Below are 19,283 nucleotides of genomic sequence, written 5' to 3'. Positions count from 1 at the left end.
CTGGTTTTCACTGCAATTTTTTTCAGTGAAAGCCTTGCTGGCAACTGCTATTATAATACATGAAACGATTGTCAGAATCCATATTGTAAATCAACAAAATACAATTTTAGGATTTAGCTAATTTGTATACGAGGGAAAAAAAATGCTCTAAATTACAAAGTATTCCAATACTTCCCTTGAATTTTTTGTTAATTGTGTTAATCCTTTCAATGTTCAATAAATCCTTCCCCAAACACCTCCCTTGCATCGCTGACAATCAAAAAAGCATTCTTGTCAAACTCAGCCACAATTTCCCTCAAGGTCACAATTTCCTTTCTGGAAACTACGCAGAACAGCATTTTTTTCTCCTGGTTAGAATACATTCCTCTGGCCTCCAGGCTGGTAACGCCTCTTCCCATCCCCTTCATAATCGCATCTGCTATTTCCTGAAAATGATCGGATATAATATAGGCCTGTTTTGAAAACTTAAGTCCCTCAATCATACCATCCGTCACCTTTGCCGCGCAAAAAATAGCAATCAGCGCATAGAGGGCAATGGGAATGCCAAATACAGAAGCCCCTGCCAGAACAATCAGTCCGTCTAGTACCTGTATGATCTGGGCCATTGTATAATATTTCAGCTTCTTCTTAATCAGGGCTGCCAGCATATCCGTTCCTCCTGTAGTGCAGCCGGAAAGAAGCACCAATCCCATACCCACGCCGCTTAGGATTCCTCCAAACAGAGCGGCCAGCAAACGATCCTCTCCCACAAAGGAAGCCTCCGGCAGCAAATACAACGACACGGACAGCAGCACTGTGGATAACAGCGTGCGCTTGATAAATTTCCATCCCATCATAAAGGCAGCTGCTGTAAACAACGGAATATTCAATATAGCATTGGTCAACCACAAAGGCACGCCCCACAGTTCTTTTATGATAATGGCAATGCCCGACACTCCCCCTGTTACCATACTTACCGGATCATATATATTTTTGATAGCGGTTCCAATCAAAAGGGTACCCGTCAGCATACATCCATACTCTAGAGCCGGGTTTCTCTTTAACATCTCCTGTCTCCCTCCATTCCTTCTGCCTGTAAAGCCGCAAAAGGACAGCCACCCTGCATGGTGCTGTCCTCTCAATACTGTCTAAGCTATGTTCTGCATACAGTATGTATCCTCTGCATCCATTATATTTTTTCTATCGTCTTATCTGTGATTCGGATTTTACCCTCTTTTAGTAGGCGGCCAACCGCCCTCTTAAACGCATTCTTGCTCATCTTAAATTCCCGAAGGATAGCTTCTGGAGCCGCCCTGTCATTAAAAGGCAAAATGCCATCAAACTCATCAAGCACCTTAAGCACCAGCTCCGCGTCCGTTCCCATCTGCACATGGGCCCGCTCACGGAGGCACAAATCCAGCTTTCCGTCCTCCCGAACTCTTGTAACACGGGCCTGTACTGTATCTCCCTCCTTGAACTTGCCGTAAAGCTCGCGCTTTGGGATAAGACCGTAATACTTGTGATCCACAGCCACAAAGGCACCAATGCTGTCATTTATCTCATAGATCGTTCCCGTCACCCAATCCTCAGCCTTATAGGGCGACTGGTTACTCATATGGGTATAAACACGCATGGTGGCTGCAAGGCGGCTGCTCTTATCCACATAAAGAGTGACCAGGCAGCGTTCCCCCTTTTTCACCGGATGAGTCTGCTCCTTAAAAGGCAACAATAAATCCTTTTCCAGGCCCATGTCCAGAAACGCCCCGATTCTGGATACATCCTTTACGTCCAGCATAGCCGTTTCTCCCACCTGAAGCTTAGGGGTGCCTATCGTAGCTATCAGACGATCGGAAGAATCCTTGTAAATAAATACAGTCAGCTTATCTCCCACAGACGCTCCCTGGGGCACCTGCTTTTTAGGCAGGAGAACAGATTCCTCACCCCCGTCCTTCTCACCTACATACACTCCGAATTCCTTTATTCTTAAGATTTCCAGTTCCTGTACTTTTCCTAATTCAATCATTTTAGTCTCCTCTGGTCTTTCTCTGTAATCAATTTGCATTTATTACCTTGCCCGGCCTCCGCAAGCAGCAGCTACCGTTCCTCCGTTTGCAGCCATATAACTGCATATAGTTCGCCCTTCTCCCCAGACAGCGCAACGGTCCACACCTGCTTCTCTCCCTGGTTCTCATGGCTGATATGGGGGATCATACGATCTCCCAGCAAGGCTGCTTTTTTATAGTCTGCCCGGATTTCTCTGATTTTAAGCCTCGGTGGAATGGATTCCCTGGCTATCTCTACATATTGCGCATTGTTCACGTGATGATTGGTATCAATATGATGCCGGGCAACTACAATGGACTCGCCGGTATCATAGCTTTCAGGCACTGGTATCTTCCTGGAAGCCGGACTAATCCTCAGCCTTGGCTCTGGGGTGCCGTAGGGCGCCGTATCCTCAGGCCGCACCCGGAGTGGGATGTTTCTCTCTGTGTCATAGAGAAACCATACGGATTCCGCCCTCACACAATCGTTGCCAGCCTCGTCCCTTATAACAAAATTGCGATAGCCATAAATCCCCTTAAAGGAATTGGGCCAGGTTCCTACCATAAGACGTTCTCCAAGCCTGGGATACCGATCTATTATAATCTGCCATGAGGACAGAAGCCAAGCTTTATGACGCTTTTCCATATATACTACGCCTACCTGGGCATCCTCCGACTGGAACGTACTGCAGTCCTGCATATAATTAATCATTCCCGTCACTGAAAGCCGTCCCAATTCGTCCGTCTCACTGTACCGGACCCTGCTGTTAAATATATACATATAGCCTCTTTTTTTCAAATATTTTCTTAATATAACAGTTTAACTGGGTTTTGCCGTATCAAAGCTAAAACCTGCCCTTCTTTCAAGGCTTTTGCTTTCATTATCTAAAACAATCAAAAAATCCCACAGCTCTCAGGCTGCAGGGTTTGATAAGCTGGGCTACAAGGATTCGAACCTTGAAATGACGGAGTCAGAGTCCGTTGCCTTACCATTTGGCGATAGCCCACCGCAATATTAATACCGCAGCAAATTCTCATGAACTACAGCTGCGGATTTCATTATACCCACATTATGATATTTAGTCAAGCACTTTTTTTAACTGAATGTTCCTCTTTGTAAGATTACAATACATATGTTATAATTGAATATTTAAAAAGCTGGGATACTGTTTTAAGAGACATCCGCCCGGAACCCTTCACAGCTTCGCCCCAGGCAGAAATATGCTATATAGTCACTGTTCAGCGCTATCCCCATATACAATATATCGATAAATATTCTCTGGTGATTTAGCATGATACATTAGCTCAATAAATGTCCTATCCTCTGCCAATTCCATAATTTCCATAATCACATCTCGATAATTTTCCTCCTCTTTCATGGCAATGGCAATAAACATTTTAATACCGTCGCGGTTAAAAATAGCAATAGGCTCGTTAAAAACAGCCATAGTAATTCCAAAAGAATAGACATCGTCACCGGGAGCCGCATGGGGCATAGCGATATCATCTGTTATGACAATATAGGCTCCCAGCCTTTCTACCGTTTCAATCATCCTTGTGATGTAGCTGTCACCAATGATTCCTTTTTTCTGCATAGGCTCTGCTGAAAGGCGGATGCCTTCTCTCCAGTCGGATACCTGCAGATTTAAAAGAATATCTTCCAACGAAAGGATTCTGGAAATTTCCTTGTAGGCTGTCACTGGCTCTATATGAAAATTCATTTTCAAAATATTCTTGATTCTCTCCATCTGCACAGGCTCAACATGTTCTTCTACCACAGAAAGGATTTCCTCCATCAGTTGCTTGTTATCTTTTTGCTTCTCCACAGCCGGAAGCATATCCTTTAGGTTATTTATATCCTCTTTTGTAAGCATCGGAGATACAACGATTACCGGTACTGCTAAAGTCTCTTTGAGGGGAATGGAGCTGATAATCAGATCTGGTTCCTCCTGTTTCAGAAATTCCTGAATATGGTGGCAGGAGGTTGTTCCCAGAAGGTGAAACTTAAAACGTTTTTTCAGCCTGTTGGCTATCACCTTTCCTGTAACAACACCAGAGGCACAGGTAATAACTATTTTTTTTTCTTGTAAATGTTCTTCCTTTCCCTCATCCTCCAAAGCCATCTGAAAATACAACGCCATATACCCTATTTCATGCTCAGACAACCGTTTTCCAAAGTACTGCTCCAAAAAGCTGCAGGAATCCAGGATACTGATAAAGATCTGAGGATACTTCTGTTTTATTTCATCCAGAAAGGGATTGGTTACAGAAATATCAAATTCCATTCGGAATACCATACTTTTCACATGGTTCATAAAATATTCATTCATTTCTTCAGAAAAAGAAATATGCTTTCCGGTTATTTTATTAAATCTTGCAATAATTTTATTTGCAATCAAATCTTCCTTTAAGCAATCCTCCCTTTCTCCTTTCAAGCCATAGGTTTTACTGGCGCTGATAAAATAGGACATCAGATAAATGATCTCATCTTCGGGAATCATAATATCATAACGCTTTGAAAGACGATCTCTGAGCCTACGGCAGCAATCATACTCTCTCCAGTTCTTTATATCAGGCCGGACAGCTTCAAAGGAATCAATCAGACAGCCCATCCTTATTCTACGAACTGCAATTAAAATTACCGATATAAATTTTACGAGATCCATATCCGAAAGAATAACTCCCACCTTCTTTTGCATCCTATCTGTCTCATCTTTGATCCAGTCAATCTCTTCTTTTGTAAAGGAGTATAAATTCATTTCCGGCGAATGAAACCTCACCTGATATTCAAAAAGCTGCTCTGCCGCATAGGCTTTTTCTCCTGTTAAAAAATTTCGTATGCAGCTTCTGATCGCTTTTTCTTTTCCAATACAGCAAAAACCCTTCTTTCCAATACTCACCATTTTCAGATTCCAGCCTTCCAGCCGTTTTCTTACATAGCGAATATCGCAAATAAGGGTGCTTCTGCTTATCTTTAATTCCTCGCAAAGAGTTTCATATGTAATGATTCCCTGTAGGCTGGGATGCAGCAGCCTGAAAATAATCCATACGGCGCGTTCTTTCCGGGACAGAATGTAATCCCTATCATACCAGCTGTCAATCAATGCTTTGATTGTTTCCCTTTCTTTCGCGGATGTGTCAAACATCACCTCTGATTTCTTTACCTTAAGCTGTGTGGAAAAACCGTTTTCCTTCAGAAACTCGTTAATATGATTCAGGTCATATCTAACCATCCGATTGCTGATACCATATTGTGCTGCCAGTGCTTCCACACCAGCAGCTTTTCCATCTATACATATATCCCTAAGTATCGTTACAATCCGTTTATTTAACATATGGCATTTACTCCTGTGTTATATGATTGATAACGTCACTTTTTGTTTTAATTAAATTAGGCACAATAACAACTGCGCTCAAAACCGCAAGAAGTCCATAGACCCCAGCGCTTCCTAAGTATTCAAACAGCTTGCCAATGAGGATTCCGATAACAGCAAAGTCAAAATCACCAAAGGTAGTATTTGCAAAGCCAAATGAATCCAGCACAGGAAGTAAAAGAGCCGGGGCAACCGTAATTAACAGGCCGTTGATAAAGGCTCCCACAACAGCGCCCTTCTTGCCTCCGGCTGCATTCCCATAAATACCGGCAGTTGCTCCGCAGAAGAAGTGAGGAACCATGCCAGGAATAATGAACACTCCAAAAGCAGCGCCTACAAGGAACATACCGATCAAACCGCCGATAAAGCTAGAAATAAAACCAATCACAACCGCTGTGGGGGCGTAGGTGAAAAATACGGCGCAATCCACTGCTGGAATACTATTGGGAATTATTTTTGTCGCAATTCCCTGAAAAGCAGGAAGCAGATCGCTTAAAATCATACGTACACCCGAATATACAATCGCTACACCAACAGAAAACTTTAAGGCGCTGGTAACAGCAAACAGAATAAAGTTGTCGTTGGATAAGGTCGCTACAAATTCCGAACCTGCCGCAATGGCTGCTATTAAATAGAATATTGTCATGGTAAGGGCTGTTGAAATTGTAGTGTCACGGAGAAAGCTCCATTTTTCCGGCACCTGGATATGTTCGGTACTGTTCTCCTCTCCTCCTTTAAAAAAGCTTCCTACCCAGGCAGAAATATAGTAAGCAAGACTTCCGAAATGTCCCATGGCTATATCATCACCACCTGTTACCTTCAAGGTGTACTTCTGTCCAATCGCTGGAAGAATCGCACTTGCCAGTCCCAGGAACCAGCCTCCGATTACAATTAACTGGGTGCCTTTCAATCCGGATGCTTGTAATACGGCAGATAAAAGGCACGCCATAAAAAAGCTGTGATGTCCCGTCAGAAAGATATATTTAAATTTTGTAAAGCGGGCAACAAGAATATTGATCACGTAACCTACAATCAGGATCGACATGGTTTCCACACCTAAAACAGTCTGTGCCATAGAGGTGATGACCTCATTATTCGGTACCACGCCAGTAATATGGAATCCCTCCTGAATCATTTCTCCCAAAGGAGTCAGGTTGGCGGTAATAAAATCAGCTCCGGCGCTTAACATTAAGTACCCTAAGATTGGTTTTAATGTACCTGTCATAATCTTATGACCAGGCCTTTTCAAAGCAACCAGACCTACAAAGGCAAAAATACCCATAATCCATGCAGGCTGACTTAATAAGCTTTTAAAGAAATCTAATACTGCTACCATAACATCCTCCTCTTTGTCTCATTTTCCCCTAATTCATCTTTTCGTAAAGCTTTTTAATAATCGGAAGCACATCCTCCTCAATTTTCTTCCGGTTAATATAGCTTCGGACAATTACTACATTATCCTTGCCAAGCTGTGGAGCAAGTTCCTTTACCGTAACAAACAGATCACAGTTTTTACTTCCTGCCGCGCTTAAATCACAGGATTCTACATCCACCTCAATGCCGTTTTCTTCACAAATCTGTTCTATTTTTGTAGCAAGCATAAGGCTGCTTCCAATTCCATTTCCACATATAGTCACAATACGCATTCAGATTCTCCTTTTGATTTTGCAATATTTTCTTCTATAATTTTGATAATTTCTTTTTTTTCTTTACAACTGCACATTTGTTCCACCAGATTCTCTGTTTCAAATATTCCCGACAGCTCCTGCAGAAAATTCAGATGAGCATCGGGATTTGTAGCGCATATGGCAAATAAAACAGAAACATTTTCAAAATCCCTATTATGAAAATCCACTGGTTTTTTTAATGTCACAATAGCCAAGCCGTCCTCATTTACATCTAAGCTGCTTTTTGCGTGGGGCATCGCGATGCCGTCCTCAATTACAATGTAGGGCCCATAGGTTTTTACTACATCTATCATAGCCTCAATATAGCTTTCTTTACATTTTCCTGTATTCACAAGAATGCTGCCTGCAATCCGGATCGCTTCTTCCCAGTTCTTTGCCTTTTGATTTATCGCAACCACCTGTTCATTTAACAAGTCCCGTAACATAAAAATCTCCTTTTTAAACAATTTTATATCCAAGACTGGCTGCATCCCTGAAGAATTCCCTTACTGTCTCTAAGGAATATTCCGTTAAGTCCTTGCCAAACAGTTTCAGCTTTTCCAGAATGGCGTTTGGTACTGTAATAATCTGACAGCCGCATGCTTCTGCCTCTACGATACTGTAAAGATCACGGCAGCTGGCCCAGAGAATTTCTATATTTTTTCTATCTACTGTATACTGAACGCTTTCTCTCACTATCTTCGTGGCATCTGTTCCTGTATCAGAAATACGGCCTGCAAAAATAGAAATAATAGCCGGTACCGTGTCACTCAAAGCAGCCGCTACCTGCTTTACCTGCTCCATGGTAAATACTGCCGTTACATTCAGCTTTACATGCTTTTCTGCCAGCTCTGCTAGAAGCGGTTCGGTAAATTCACCTTTGGTATTGGTTACAGGAATCTTAACATATACATTATCTGCCCACGACGCAATTTCCAGAGCCTCTTTTTTCATCGCTTCCAGCTCGTCAGAAAATACCTCAAAGGAAATCGGCATGTCTTTCACGTTAGACAATATCTCCATCGCGAAATGCTTGTAATCAGTTACACCTGCCTTTTTCATCAACGAAGGATTCGTAGTAAAGCCCTGCACTTTTCCCTTCTTGTATTCTTTTAATATCCCAGCCATGTCTGCGCCGTCTGCAAAAATTTTTATCTTCATTCTCCTTCTCCTTTCCCTGTGTTTTTAATATAATTATTATAAACGGACGTTCATTCTGGCGAAAGAGCATATTTTTTCACTTTTTTAAGGAAATAATTTATTCAATGTGCGCAAAAAACTCCAGCGCTTCTTTTTCCATAAGCTGAGAGCTTGTGTTTTGTTGCATTGGGGAATATCAGAACGCAGAAACTTATATATAAGGATTCGTACAGAAGCTAAAAAGCCAGCAACTATAAGGGCATTCCTCATAATTACTGGCTTTCTTTAAACTGGGCTACAAGGATTCGAACCTTGAAATGACGGAGTCAGAGTCCGTTGCCTTACCATTTGGCGATAGCCCATTAACACAACGAAAGTCATTATAATATATAAACAGTTTTTCGTCAATAGTTTTTTAATTATTTTAAAACTTATCTGCTTTGAAGAATATTCTGTAGCTTCTTCATAGAACGGTTATACTTGGATAGCTCCGTAGCTAGGGGAATTTCCAGGGCCTCTGCCACCTCTCTGTGCTTCATACCAGCCGCCGCATGAAGAAGCACAATCTGTCTCTCTTCTCGGCTTATTTTGCTTAAAGCATCCAAAAGCACTTTCCGGTCAGCTGCCTGTTCCAACGAATCGCAGAAGGTCCTGCCTTCCTCCAGTCCTTCCAGCTCCTCCCATGTCACATCTGCCCTTTGGCGCTGCTCACGAAACCGCATATAGCAAAGATTTCTAGCAATCGTAAAGACCCAGGCCATAGGCTTTCCCTGTGGCACATAGGAACCTGCTTTGCTCCAAATGCTCAGATAGGTTTCCTGCATCAAATCCTCGGCCTCTGTAGGGCTTTTTGTCAGGGACAGGATAAAGCTGTAGACCGAACGGGCCGTTTCCTGGTAAAACTCCCGAAAAGCCTCGCGATCTCCTGTTCCCATTTTCTGAAGCATCTCTTCCTGCGACATTTACATTCCCCCCTTGCGGGAATCAGCCAGTGTAAAGCCTTTCTTATTACCGTTTGCTCCATCCACCCAGGAGGAAGGGAGACTTAAAACGCGCTCTAGCCCCCAGTAGACATAAAGCTGTTTTCTACAGTAATAACGCAGACGCACCGGCTGTCCCGATTTCTCACCTCGTCGCTAATCCTTGCCTTTAGCTTGCCCAGAACTGCCTGCTTATATTCTCTTGGTACAACCAAATCAAAAATCAGGTTGATGCGCTCCTCTCCGTCTACCATCCTGAAATCATGGAATGTAAGCCGGCTGTCAATGCCCATAAGGATATCCGCAACCATATCCTTAAACTCTTCCACCCGTTCATTATGCGTTTCCACCGGATCCATATGAATTACCAGCAGAAGATTAAACCGTCTCATGGCCTCCCGCTCAATACGATCCACTACCTCATGGGTAATCTCTACACTGCAGTTATTAGGCACCTCAGCGTGAATGGAAGCCATGCTTCTGGAGGGACCGTAATTATGTACGATCAGATCGTGGGTTCCCACGATTCCCTCGAAGCTCTCCACAAAATTTGTAATCTGCTCATAGATCTCCGGGTCAATCCCCTCCCCAATGAGAGGAGCAAGTGTATCCTTGGCAATATTCAAGCCAGCAACCATTACCACGATAGAAACAACTACTCCCACAATCCCATCCACATTATATCCAAAGGCTCCGTATATTCCAATGGAGCATATTGTGGCAGAGGTAGTCGCCACATCCCCCATAGCATCTGCCGAAGTAGCCAGCATTACCTTAGAGTTAATGCGTTTCCCCAGTTTTTTATTAAAGAGGGACAGCCACAGCTTCACCCCTACAGACAGCAATAAAATCACAAGAGAAATTCCCTTAAAAGTCATCTCCTCCGGGTGAAATATTTTTCCCACCGATGTCTTAAACAGAGAAAATCCAACCTGAATGATCAGGAATGCTACCACAAAGGCCGCAATGTACTCTATTCTTCCATGACCAAAGGGGTGGTTGTCATCCGCCGGCTTCTCCGCCATCTTAGCGCCCACAAGACCGATCAGGGCCGACGCCATATCTGACAGGTTATTAAACGCATCCGCCATGACAGAAATACTGTTTACCAGCATCCCAATCATTAGCTTCGATCCGAAGAGCAGAAAATTGCAGCAGATTCCTACCAGGCTGCTGAGCGTTCCATAAGCCGTCCTTACCTGTATATCCTCGATTCTTTCAAAATTATTTATAAACCGTTTTACTAAAAATTCTGTCATAAAAAATCCCCGTATTCTACCTGTTCCAGAAATAATCCCTCAGAGGGAGCTGTAAAGCCTGCTTCCCGACGATTCCTTGCCTTCAGAATCCGGGACATCTCCTCCGGTCTGCGTTTCCCCAGCCCCACTTCCATGAGCGTGCCTGCCAGTATCCGCACCATCTGCTGTAAAAAACCGTTGCCTGTAAAGGAAATATGAAGCCGCAAAGCTTCCGGTTGAATAAACTGGATCTCTTCGATGGTGCGAACCGTGGATTTTTTCATCCTCCGGCTGCCGCAGAAGCTTTTAAAATCATGAGTTCCTGTCAAAAGAACCGCTGCCGCTTTCATCTTCTCAATATCCAGCCGCTGACCCAGGCCGTAATAGTAGCGCCGCTGAAACACATCCTTCTTAGGCCCCATTTCAATCTGATATCGGTAGGTTTTTCTCACTGCATTCAGACGGCTGTGAAACCGCTCAGGAGCTTCCTGCGCGTTCCACACCATAATATCCTCCGGCAAATACCGGTTCAGATATTCCATTACCTTCCCGGCCTCCAGCTCCTGCTCCAGATGAAAATTCGCCACCTGTCCCAAGGCATGAACGCCTGAGTCTGTCCGCCCGGAACCATGCACCTTAACCGAAGCTCCTGAAAGACGCTCCAGCACAGCTTCCAATTTTCCCTGAATGGTTTTGTCCGTATTCTCCTGTTTCTGCCATCCGTCATACCGTGTGCCGTCATAGGACAGCCATATTACAATATTCATTGCTCCCTCATCTGTGAAGCCTTCCTCAAAGGCTCATACTTCCATGCTTCAAACTATTTCATAATACGTTTCATTTCTACGTATCTATACCTGCTTTAAGGATTTTACTTTTTCTAACTGCCTCTATCGCCCTGTTAAGAGCCGCCTCATTCTGCACAAGAGCAAGGCGGACAAAGCCCTCCCCTGAGGGCCCGAAGGCACTACCCGGAGTTACCAAAACACCGGCCTTCTCCACCATTTCCATGGCAAATTTCTCAGAGCTGCCATAATTCTTTGGAATAGAAGCCCACACAAACATAGTCGCACAGGGGCGATCCATCCTCCATCCGATGGAGGTAAAACCGTCGCACAGCAAATTTCTGCGCTTCTCATAAATTTCCCTGGTAGCTGTTACACAGTCCTGGGTACCCGTAATCGCCGCTATCGCAGCTTCCTGGATAGGAAGGAACATGCCATAGTCCATATTGGACTTCAAAAGCCTCAATTTTGACACAACTGCCTCATTGCCCAGACAGAAGCCAATTCTCGCTCCTGCCAGTCCATAGGTTTTAGATAAAGAGTTAAATTCCACTCCCACCTCCCTAGCTCCCGGAAACCTAAGAAAACTCCCCCCTGTCCTCCCGTCAAACACCAATTCACTATATGCGTTATCATGCAGAACGATTATATCGTATTTCTTTGCAAATGCAATCAGCTCCTCATAGAAGGAATCAGGAGCTATCGCCGCTGTTGGATTGTTAGGGTAGGAAACCACCAACAGCCTTGCCTTCTCTGCCACTTCCTCCGGTATCTCATCAAGCTGGAGCACATAATTGTGCTCCTTCTTCTGAGGCATATAATAAAGGCTGGCTCCTGCAAGCTGCGGCCCATCCCCAAATACCGGATAACAGGGGTCAGGAACCAGTACCGTATCCCCCTCATCAACTATGGTGAAGGCGATATGGGACAGTCCCTCCTGGGAACCTAACAGGGAACAGATCTCCGTCTCAGGGTTCAGCTTTACATTGTAGCGTCTCTGATACCACTGGGCCGCTGCCTCAAGCAGTTCCCTCCTGTCACTGATAGCATATACATAGTTCTCCGGCCTGGAAGCCCCACGGCATAAGGCCTCTACAATGTGGGGGGCGGGAGGAATATTGGGAGTCCCGATGCTTAGATCAATTACCTCCTCGCCTCTTGCCATTTTTTCTTTTTTAAGCTCTGCCAGCTTTGAAAAAATTCCTTCTCCAAAATGATCCATCCTCTTTGCAAATTTCAAAATTCTCCCTCCTCACTCTCCCTCTTTTATTGGCCAATGATTCATTTCGCCTATTATAGTACATTTTTCTGAATATGACAAGCCAGCAAAAAAGGCGGATTACCTGCCAGAGACGTGGAAACCCTCCGTATTGGCCGGTCAGTATTCAACAGCAGAGAGGTTCTGAACGGTAAAGGCGATAGCAGATTAAACCCAATCAGCCTCTCTAAGCATAACAGAGCTGTTACAAAGCAGCGTGTTAAGAAAATCAGCTACAAAAAGCACGGTTCCAGCAGCTATAAAAGTTACTTAGAACCGTGTTCTTTTATTTCAGAGAGGCTGATTTTTGTTCCATGAGCTATCTGATTTCTAATTTCAACCGCCCCTTGATTATGCAACATGTTCGTGAATGCCTATCTTACACTTTACGACATTCCTAAGCAGCAGCATTATTCTGAAGCCCCGGCGCCAGAGCTTGGATTTCCCCCTCTGCCGCTTAAAGCCTCCGCTGGAGATGCTGGAAGCGCAGATGGCTTCACCACTTTCTTCCATGCATGCATAGCCAAAGCCATGGCGATTACTCCATAAGAAACAAAGACGCGGAAATACTCACCGATAACCGGATCTCCAAAAAGCTCCTTGCCCGCCAAAGGCGCTACAATAAACAGGGTATGAAACAGGGTAATTCCAAGGATTGCCTGCTTATTATTCGCCTTCTGTACAGAAGCGCCTCCTACCAGAAGAGCCGCTATGGCAAACTGTCCAACCTGGGTGTGTGCGCCGTAGGTAGAGAAGGTTCCCACGTTCTGGAGGAAGATCAGCTGGCCCCAGCTGGCCAGTACGGTAGAGAAAATCATGGCAATGATACGGGTTCTGTCTACATTGATGCCAGCCGCATTGGCAACCGTTCTGCTTTGCCCCACTGTACGCATATTCTGTCCCAAACGGGTACGCATAAGAGCATTGTTAAAAAAGCACAGGGCAGCGATGCACAGATAGGTAAGAACAGGAAGCTGAACCATAACTAAAACCTTAAAAATAGCTGGAATATAGGTAAGACCGTACACCATCGCTGCCAGCACACAGTTTACAGCAGCTTTCCTGCCATCGAAGCTCTTCTTGCAGATCAATCTGGCCGCAAGCAGCTTCCAAAGCTGCAAAAGCAGGGTACCTGCACAGCCAAGCTCCACCGCCCTTAAAAGCAGAAGGCGATCGGCAGAGAGAAAGGCTTCAACCGCAGGCACATAGGTCAGGCCGTAAACTGCCGCAGCAGCGATCAGCTTCGTGATAACTACGCTCCATTTAATTTCCTGCTTCTTAATCATCTTTACACACACAGAAATGACAGCAACCGCCACATAGGCGTAAAAGCCAATCTCAATAATCGTAAGCATAGGAACGGTATCCAGGGCATATTTAACCGTATCCTTAAGGTCAATGGTGTTTTTTACGCCTACTCCGGTAGCTATCATAAGGGTAGGGTTATACAGAGGAATCACACCGCCGAAGATAAACAGAAACAGCAGCTGATACAGGCCCTCCGCAAAATAGGAAAGCACCAGACCTCCTATCATCTCCGCCCCCTTCATATGATTAAACAGCTTACCAACCAGGAAGCCGAAGAAAACCGCGATAGGGGTAGCCAGCACTGCGGTCAGCATAAAGCCTGCAATACCTGTAAATCCCCAGTAGGTAGTCAAAAAAATTGCCACCTGGGCTGCCATAGCTCCGATAACGATACCAAAGTTCAGGCCCATACCTGCTAGCACCGGTATAATCAGGGAAAGCACTAAAAAGGAATTGCGAGCAATACGTGTAAACAGCTCCGGTATAACAAAGGTAAGAGGCTGTTTGGAAGCAATGGTGCCTCCTATACACAAAAAGACAAACAGAATCCCTACCTTATTCTTAAATAAAATATCACATAATTTCTTACTACTCACGGCCGCCACCTTCTTTCGTCTGTGCTAATGCATAGATGATGATACCATTGGAAATTATCAGACGCATGACCTCTGACAGATTGCTCTCCGGGATAAACTGGTTGGCAACGGGAAGCCCCAGCGCTAGAATTCCCTGGAACAAAAAGGTTCCCAGCAGTACATGGGAAATGCTGGCCCGCTTCGGTGAGGCTCCGCCAATTAAAACGGCTGCTACCGAATTAAACCCCATCATCATAGGCCCGTTATAGAGCTGCATAAACCCAAAGCCCTGAGCATATACGATAATGCCCACGGCTGCCAGTACCGTAGAAAGAGTGGTGCCAATCAGCCTCATTTTATTAACATTGATACCTGCCGCCTTGGCAAACATAGGGTTGGAACCAGCTGCAGACATAGCCATACCTGTTTTGGATCTCATAAACAGCCACACAAGGAAGCACATAAAAAACAGGAACAGCAGCAGGCCTGTGGGCACTACAAATCCGCCAAGCTTAAAAGACAGGGTATCATTCATCACATTGCTAAAGGAGGTGGCCAGGGAAATCGTATTGCGAAGTCCCTTTCCCGCATTTGGCCATTTCAATTCCCCATTTTGGAAAGGAAGAAGCATCCACCCCATATTCATAAACGCGATGATAGAAAAGCCGACATAAGTAGTAACCGTCATCTCAGAACCTTTTACGCGATTCAGCAACAAGCCATAGAGATAGCCGATTCCAGCAGCTAGAACAACTCCGATCAGGATCGCAATCAAGATAGACACCCACATAGCAAATAAAGGACTTACAGCTACCAGAGCAGGGCTCTGGGCAATATTTAGCTCAATTACAATCAGACCCCCTAAAAGTCCTCCCACGATCCCCATAGAAATACCAAAGTTCAGACCAATGCCGCACTGCACTGCCGGCACCATGGCAAGAGTTAGAATACCAAACATACCCCATCTGCGCACACAATCGCTCAAAAGCTGCATTAAATCCATTTTGAAGCCGCCGGCCGCAGCCACCAGAAACAGAAAAAAGCCTACGATAATAATACGAGGCAAACCAAACTTCTTTACCATATACTTTACCGGATTATTACTCATGGTCCTCCCCTCCTTTCACCCTTGTACCCGACATAGCCAGACCGAAGTCCGCATCCGAAGCATCAGGACTTAATATTTTTGAAACTCTTCCATCTGAGATAATGGCAATTCTGTCAGACACAGAACGAAGCTCCACTAATTCAGAGGATACTACAATGACCGTCATCCCCTGCTCCCTGTTCAGCTTGGTAAGATATTCTAAAACCAGCTTTTTAGCCCCAATGTCGATACCCCTTGTAGGCTCTGATACAAAGAGAATATCCGGCTCCAAAGTCAGGGCTCTCGCCAGGCAAACCTTTTGCTGATTTCCTCCAGAAAGGCTTCCTGCCGCCTGACGTACGCCAGTACAGCGAATATCCAGCCTCTTTACCATATCCTGTGCATGCGCCTTAGCCGCCTTGCTGTCAAAAAGCCTCATCCATGCGAAGCCTTTAAGGAACTTATTATTCGTCTCCATAGCGGAAAACATAATATTATGTTCAATGCTTTCGTTCAACAAAAGTCCCACACCTTTACGATCCTCCGACACAAAAGCAACTTTGTGATTCAGCGCATCTCCCAGCTTCTCCAGCCTTAAGGGCTTTCCGTTGATTGCAACTTCTCCGGTAGCTTCATACAGACCCATAATACCATTTGGAATACCCAGCTTACCCTGTCCCGCAAGTCCGCCGATCCCAAAGATCTCTCCCTTGCGTATATCCAGATCAATCCCCTTTACTCGCTCTCCAGGCATCTCTACGTGATAGTTTCTCAGACGTACAGCAATCGAATCATAACTGAGGGCACGGGTATCCTTAAAGCTGTCGTCTACCAGCTTCTCCACCTTACGGCCAATCATCAGCTCCGCAATCTCAACCACATTTGTATCCTTAATCTCTCTTCGGGCTACAAACTCGCCGTCACGAAGGATGGTCATGCTGTCCGCCACAGCCATAACCTCATCCAATCGATGCGTAATGAAAATGATAGCGATTCCCTGGGAGGCAATTACACGCATCACTTCCAGCAGGCGCCCCGCCTCCGACTCCGTAAGCACAGCCGTAGGTTCGTCAAAGACTAAAAGTCGGAGCCCCGTCTTGTCAATCTCTCTCGCAATCTCTATAAACTGCATATAACCTACAGGAAGGCCGGCAACCTTCACATAATCCTCTATCTGCAACCCAATGGTCTTAAGCGCCTTCCGGGCATCCTTTGCCATTGCATCAAAGTCCAGTGTTTCCATGGACTTGCCGAAGATACGGCTGACCAAATTCGGGGTAGTGATTTCGCGTCCAATTTTTATATTTTCCGTTACAGTAAAGCCAGGAATCAGCATAAATTCCTGGTGTACCATACCGATTCCCATTTCCATTGCTTTTAAGGGATTATCAATATTAACCGATTCCCCTGCCATCGTTACACTACCGCCGAAGCCTCCGGTAGAATGAATTACAGGCATACCAAACAAAATATTCATCAACGTAGATTTTCCGGCTCCATTTTCTCCCATCAACGCATGGATTTCACCTGGCTTAATATGCAGGTTTACGCCTTTAAGCACCTGGTTGCCGGAATAGTCCTTTGTAATATTATCCATTTCCAGAACATACTGTGTTTTATCCAAGTTCATAACCTCTTTCCTTAGCGCTTTGTGCTGACACTTCTCCTTAAAAAAATTTCGCCGTCCGCACTAAGCAGGACGGCGAAACCACATATACAAGAATCCCTGCAATCTGTATAAATTACTCGAATGTTACGAAGTCTGCCATTACAAGATAATGATTGTCCTTTTTATTTCCATTATCATCTACATAGTTATTAATGGTCATCTTAACATCTCCTGCGCACTCCTGAAGGGTATCACGCAGAACCGCGTCATCCAGAACACCGTTGGTCTGTCCCTCTAATACCTTCTTTGCGTACTCCACACCAGCCTCAACGAACAGCATATTACATGGAACGCCCCATGTAGACACTCTTCCGCCCATATCAGCCTCAGTAACTTTCGCCTGGAGCTGCTCTAACATGTAATCAACATCAGCCTCATGGCCGGCCATATCAATATTCAGAGCTGCTGGAAATGCATGGAAGGGAGAGGGACAGCACTGTAAGGAGTAAATAGCGCCCTGCTCAAATACGGAGCGGATTAATGGCTCCTGCATACCGCAGTTTGTTGTAAAAAATACGGTATCCTTGCCGTACTTCTCAATCTGACGCGGAACATCCTCAAGAATAAACTGCTGCGCTCCAGTAATACCGGAATCGCCTGTGGGATCAGGAGCAGTAACGTCAACTAACTCAATGCCATTCTCTGCACAATACTTCTTCAGATTCTCATGGCGTTCAACAATCAGCGCATAGCTCATATGACGCGGAAAGGAGTAATGGATCATTGTCTTAGCGCCCTGTGCCTTAGCCTGAGGAGGAATTACAATGCCGCATCCCGGCTCATCTACCTGTAATACAATATCAGCCTTTGGATTAATAACACCTGGGTCCTCACCCGGAGTACCTGCAATGAATATCATATCCGGGCGTGTCTCACGTACCTTATCAATCGCTGCCGCTGTACCTGGAACTGCCTGGCACCATATGATTGCCTTAACAGACGGGTCAGAAGCCATCGCTACCGCGTTTGAAATAACAGTCTCAGTCTCAGTAGAAAAATTGTCAGGATAGGTGGAGGTAACAATCATGTCACCATACTTCTCCTTCATTGTATTCGCCTGAGTAATCTCCTCGTCACCCTGAGAAGCAGTACCTGTAATAATTCCGATTTTAAAGTCAGCTGCTGAAGCTGTTGTCTCTCCCTCTGCTTTCGTCTCTGTCCCGCCGCCTTCTGCCGGGGATTCATCTGCCGCCGGTGCGGCGGTTGCCGGAGCTTGGGTTGCTGTTGGCGCAGCACTGCGGCACCCTGCTAACGACAGGAGCATAGCAGCTGCCAGAGTAATGCTCAATAATCTTTTTCTCATTCGCTCTCTCCTTTTACAACATTTTTTCTTATCCAACCATGTACTCTTAGTTCTGATTCTGAACCTTTGGATACAGGGTCAGGACACATTCGAAATTATATCATATAAAAACAGCCTATGTCTATTAAAAATGTGCATATTTTACTCTTTTCTTTCTTTTCCACCAAAAAAATACTTTATTATTATAATACAGCATTAAATTTTCCGGTTTTTCTCATATTCCTTTGCGACATCAGGATACTCCATAAGATAAGAAAGTAGGCTTTTCAAAAAAGCTTCTTCCTCTAAATACCGTTTTCCCCAACAAGTCTGATGTTCTGCCAAAAAGATAGGAAACAACTGCCACAATTCCTCTAAAGTCATTTTTAAGAACGAAAATCAGGACTTTTTCCTATCAGAGCTTATTGCCGTCAAATGAGAAGATTATTCCGATTTGAACCACCTGCATATTGTAGGTGAGGAAGTCCAAAATCAGGATACAAGCACGTATGAAAAGGCACTATATAACTGGCTCTGGCCTATAAAAATGCCTGTCTACAGCTGTATACAGATTTCCAAATACACGAAAGCCCGAAATTCCTTGTAAAACCAAAAAATTCCGGGAAATAAAAAAAAGCGCGAGACGGGATTCGAACCCGCGACCCTCGCCTTGGCAAGGCGATACTCCACCACTGAGCCACTCGCGCATAACATATATCTTAAATTATAGAACTACATACCCTGAAAACCACATATTGAACAAAAGCAACCTTTCCCAACCTCTTCCTCTCTGGATAAGCCCTCGACCGATTAGTATTAGTCAGCTCCATGCATTGCTGCACTTCCACCTCTAACCTATCTACCTTGTCGTCTTCAAGGGGTCTTACTTCCTTTCGGTT

Annotated in this window: 16 protein-coding genes, 3 tRNA genes and 1 rRNA gene; all 20 read right to left on the bottom strand. The window is 44.7% G+C overall.

Annotation, left to right across the window (positions count from 1 at the left end):
• Window positions 1-206: 206 nt before the first annotated feature.
• Window positions 207-1,046, bottom strand: a complete 840-nt coding sequence (locus tag FYJ39_RS12805) for a YitT family protein (RefSeq protein WP_154472866.1) — start codon at window positions 1,044-1,046, stop codon at window positions 207-209.
• A gap of 122 nt (window positions 1,047-1,168) precedes the next feature.
• Window positions 1,169-2,002, bottom strand: coding sequence for a CvfB family protein (locus FYJ39_RS12800; RefSeq protein ID WP_154472865.1), 834 nt, complete (start codon window positions 2,000-2,002; stop codon window positions 1,169-1,171).
• A gap of 71 nt (window positions 2,003-2,073) precedes the next feature.
• The gene (locus FYJ39_RS12795; RefSeq protein WP_154472864.1) at window positions 2,074-2,802 is read right to left on the bottom strand and encodes an acyl-[acyl-carrier-protein] thioesterase; all 729 of its coding nucleotides are present in this window, start codon (window positions 2,800-2,802) and stop codon (window positions 2,074-2,076) included.
• Window positions 2,803-2,956: 154 nt separating this feature from the next.
• Window positions 2,957-3,028 (bottom strand) — tRNA-Gln (locus FYJ39_RS12790).
• A gap of 225 nt (window positions 3,029-3,253) precedes the next feature.
• Entirely contained in the window at window positions 3,254-5,356 is a 2,103-nt protein-coding gene (locus FYJ39_RS12785; protein WP_154472863.1) for a BglG family transcription antiterminator, read from the bottom strand.
• Between the two features lie 7 nt (window positions 5,357-5,363).
• Window positions 5,364-6,731: a PTS ascorbate transporter subunit IIC gene (locus tag FYJ39_RS12780; protein WP_154472862.1), complete on the bottom strand. Its 1,368-nt coding sequence runs from the start codon at window positions 6,729-6,731 to the stop codon at window positions 5,364-5,366.
• A gap of 28 nt (window positions 6,732-6,759) precedes the next feature.
• Entirely contained in the window at window positions 6,760-7,041 is a 282-nt protein-coding gene (locus FYJ39_RS12775; protein ID WP_154472861.1) for a PTS sugar transporter subunit IIB, read from the bottom strand.
• The gene (locus FYJ39_RS12770; protein WP_195840435.1) at window positions 7,029-7,508 is read right to left on the bottom strand and encodes a PTS sugar transporter subunit IIA; all 480 of its coding nucleotides are present in this window, start codon (window positions 7,506-7,508) and stop codon (window positions 7,029-7,031) included. Before FYJ39_RS12770 ends, FYJ39_RS12775 begins: the two co-directional genes overlap by 13 nt.
• 13 nt (window positions 7,509-7,521) lie before the next feature.
• Window positions 7,522-8,223 carry a transaldolase gene (locus tag FYJ39_RS12765; RefSeq protein ID WP_154472859.1) on the bottom strand — a complete coding sequence of 234 codons (702 nt, stop codon included), beginning with the start codon at window positions 8,221-8,223 and terminating at the stop codon, window positions 7,522-7,524.
• A 269-nt stretch (window positions 8,224-8,492) separates the two neighbouring features.
• A tRNA-Gln gene (locus FYJ39_RS12760) sits at window positions 8,493-8,564 on the bottom strand.
• A gap of 69 nt (window positions 8,565-8,633) precedes the next feature.
• Complete coding sequence (locus tag FYJ39_RS12755) at window positions 8,634-9,164, bottom strand: RNA polymerase sigma factor (protein WP_154472858.1); 531 nt, start codon at window positions 9,162-9,164, stop codon at window positions 8,634-8,636.
• Window positions 9,165-9,259: 95 nt separating this feature from the next.
• Entirely contained in the window at window positions 9,260-10,441 is a 1,182-nt protein-coding gene (locus tag FYJ39_RS12750) for a cation diffusion facilitator family transporter (protein ID WP_154472857.1), read from the bottom strand.
• Window positions 10,438-11,187, bottom strand: a complete 750-nt coding sequence (gene truA, locus FYJ39_RS12745) for a tRNA pseudouridine(38-40) synthase TruA (protein WP_154472856.1) — start codon at window positions 11,185-11,187, stop codon at window positions 10,438-10,440. The genes FYJ39_RS12750 and truA overlap by 4 nt, the downstream gene beginning before the upstream one ends.
• A gap of 76 nt (window positions 11,188-11,263) precedes the next feature.
• A complete protein-coding gene (locus FYJ39_RS12740) occupies window positions 11,264-12,445 on the bottom strand; it encodes an aminotransferase class I/II-fold pyridoxal phosphate-dependent enzyme (RefSeq protein ID WP_195840434.1) in 1,182 nt (393 codons plus the stop codon).
• 428 nt (window positions 12,446-12,873) lie between these two features.
• Window positions 12,874-14,367, bottom strand: coding sequence for an ABC transporter permease (locus FYJ39_RS12735; protein ID WP_287846864.1), 1,494 nt, complete (start codon window positions 14,365-14,367; stop codon window positions 12,874-12,876).
• Window positions 14,360-15,454 (bottom strand): ABC transporter permease subunit, encoded by a 1,095-nt coding sequence (locus tag FYJ39_RS12730; protein ID WP_154472855.1) that lies wholly within the window; start codon window positions 15,452-15,454, stop codon window positions 14,360-14,362. The genes FYJ39_RS12735 and FYJ39_RS12730 overlap by 8 nt, the downstream gene beginning before the upstream one ends.
• Window positions 15,447-17,063 (bottom strand): sugar ABC transporter ATP-binding protein, encoded by a 1,617-nt coding sequence (locus FYJ39_RS12725; RefSeq protein ID WP_235919834.1) that lies wholly within the window; start codon window positions 17,061-17,063, stop codon window positions 15,447-15,449. Before FYJ39_RS12725 ends, FYJ39_RS12730 begins: the two co-directional genes overlap by 8 nt.
• Before the next feature lie 112 nt (window positions 17,064-17,175).
• Window positions 17,176-18,405, bottom strand: a complete 1,230-nt coding sequence (locus tag FYJ39_RS12720) for a DUF3798 domain-containing protein (RefSeq protein WP_154472854.1) — start codon at window positions 18,403-18,405, stop codon at window positions 17,176-17,178.
• A gap of 614 nt (window positions 18,406-19,019) precedes the next feature.
• Window positions 19,020-19,091: transfer RNA gene (locus FYJ39_RS12715), tRNA-Gly, on the bottom strand.
• Window positions 19,092-19,174: 83 nt separating this feature from the next.
• A 23S ribosomal RNA gene (locus tag FYJ39_RS20530) occupies window positions 19,175-19,283 on the bottom strand; the annotation flags it as partial.

The sequence above is a fragment of the Clostridium porci genome, assembly GCF_009696375.1.
Lineage (GTDB): Bacteria > Bacillota > Clostridia > Lachnospirales > Lachnospiraceae > Enterocloster > Enterocloster porci.
The sequence above is the reverse complement of the archived record's forward strand: the minus strand, read 5'-3'. Positions and strand labels throughout refer to the sequence as shown.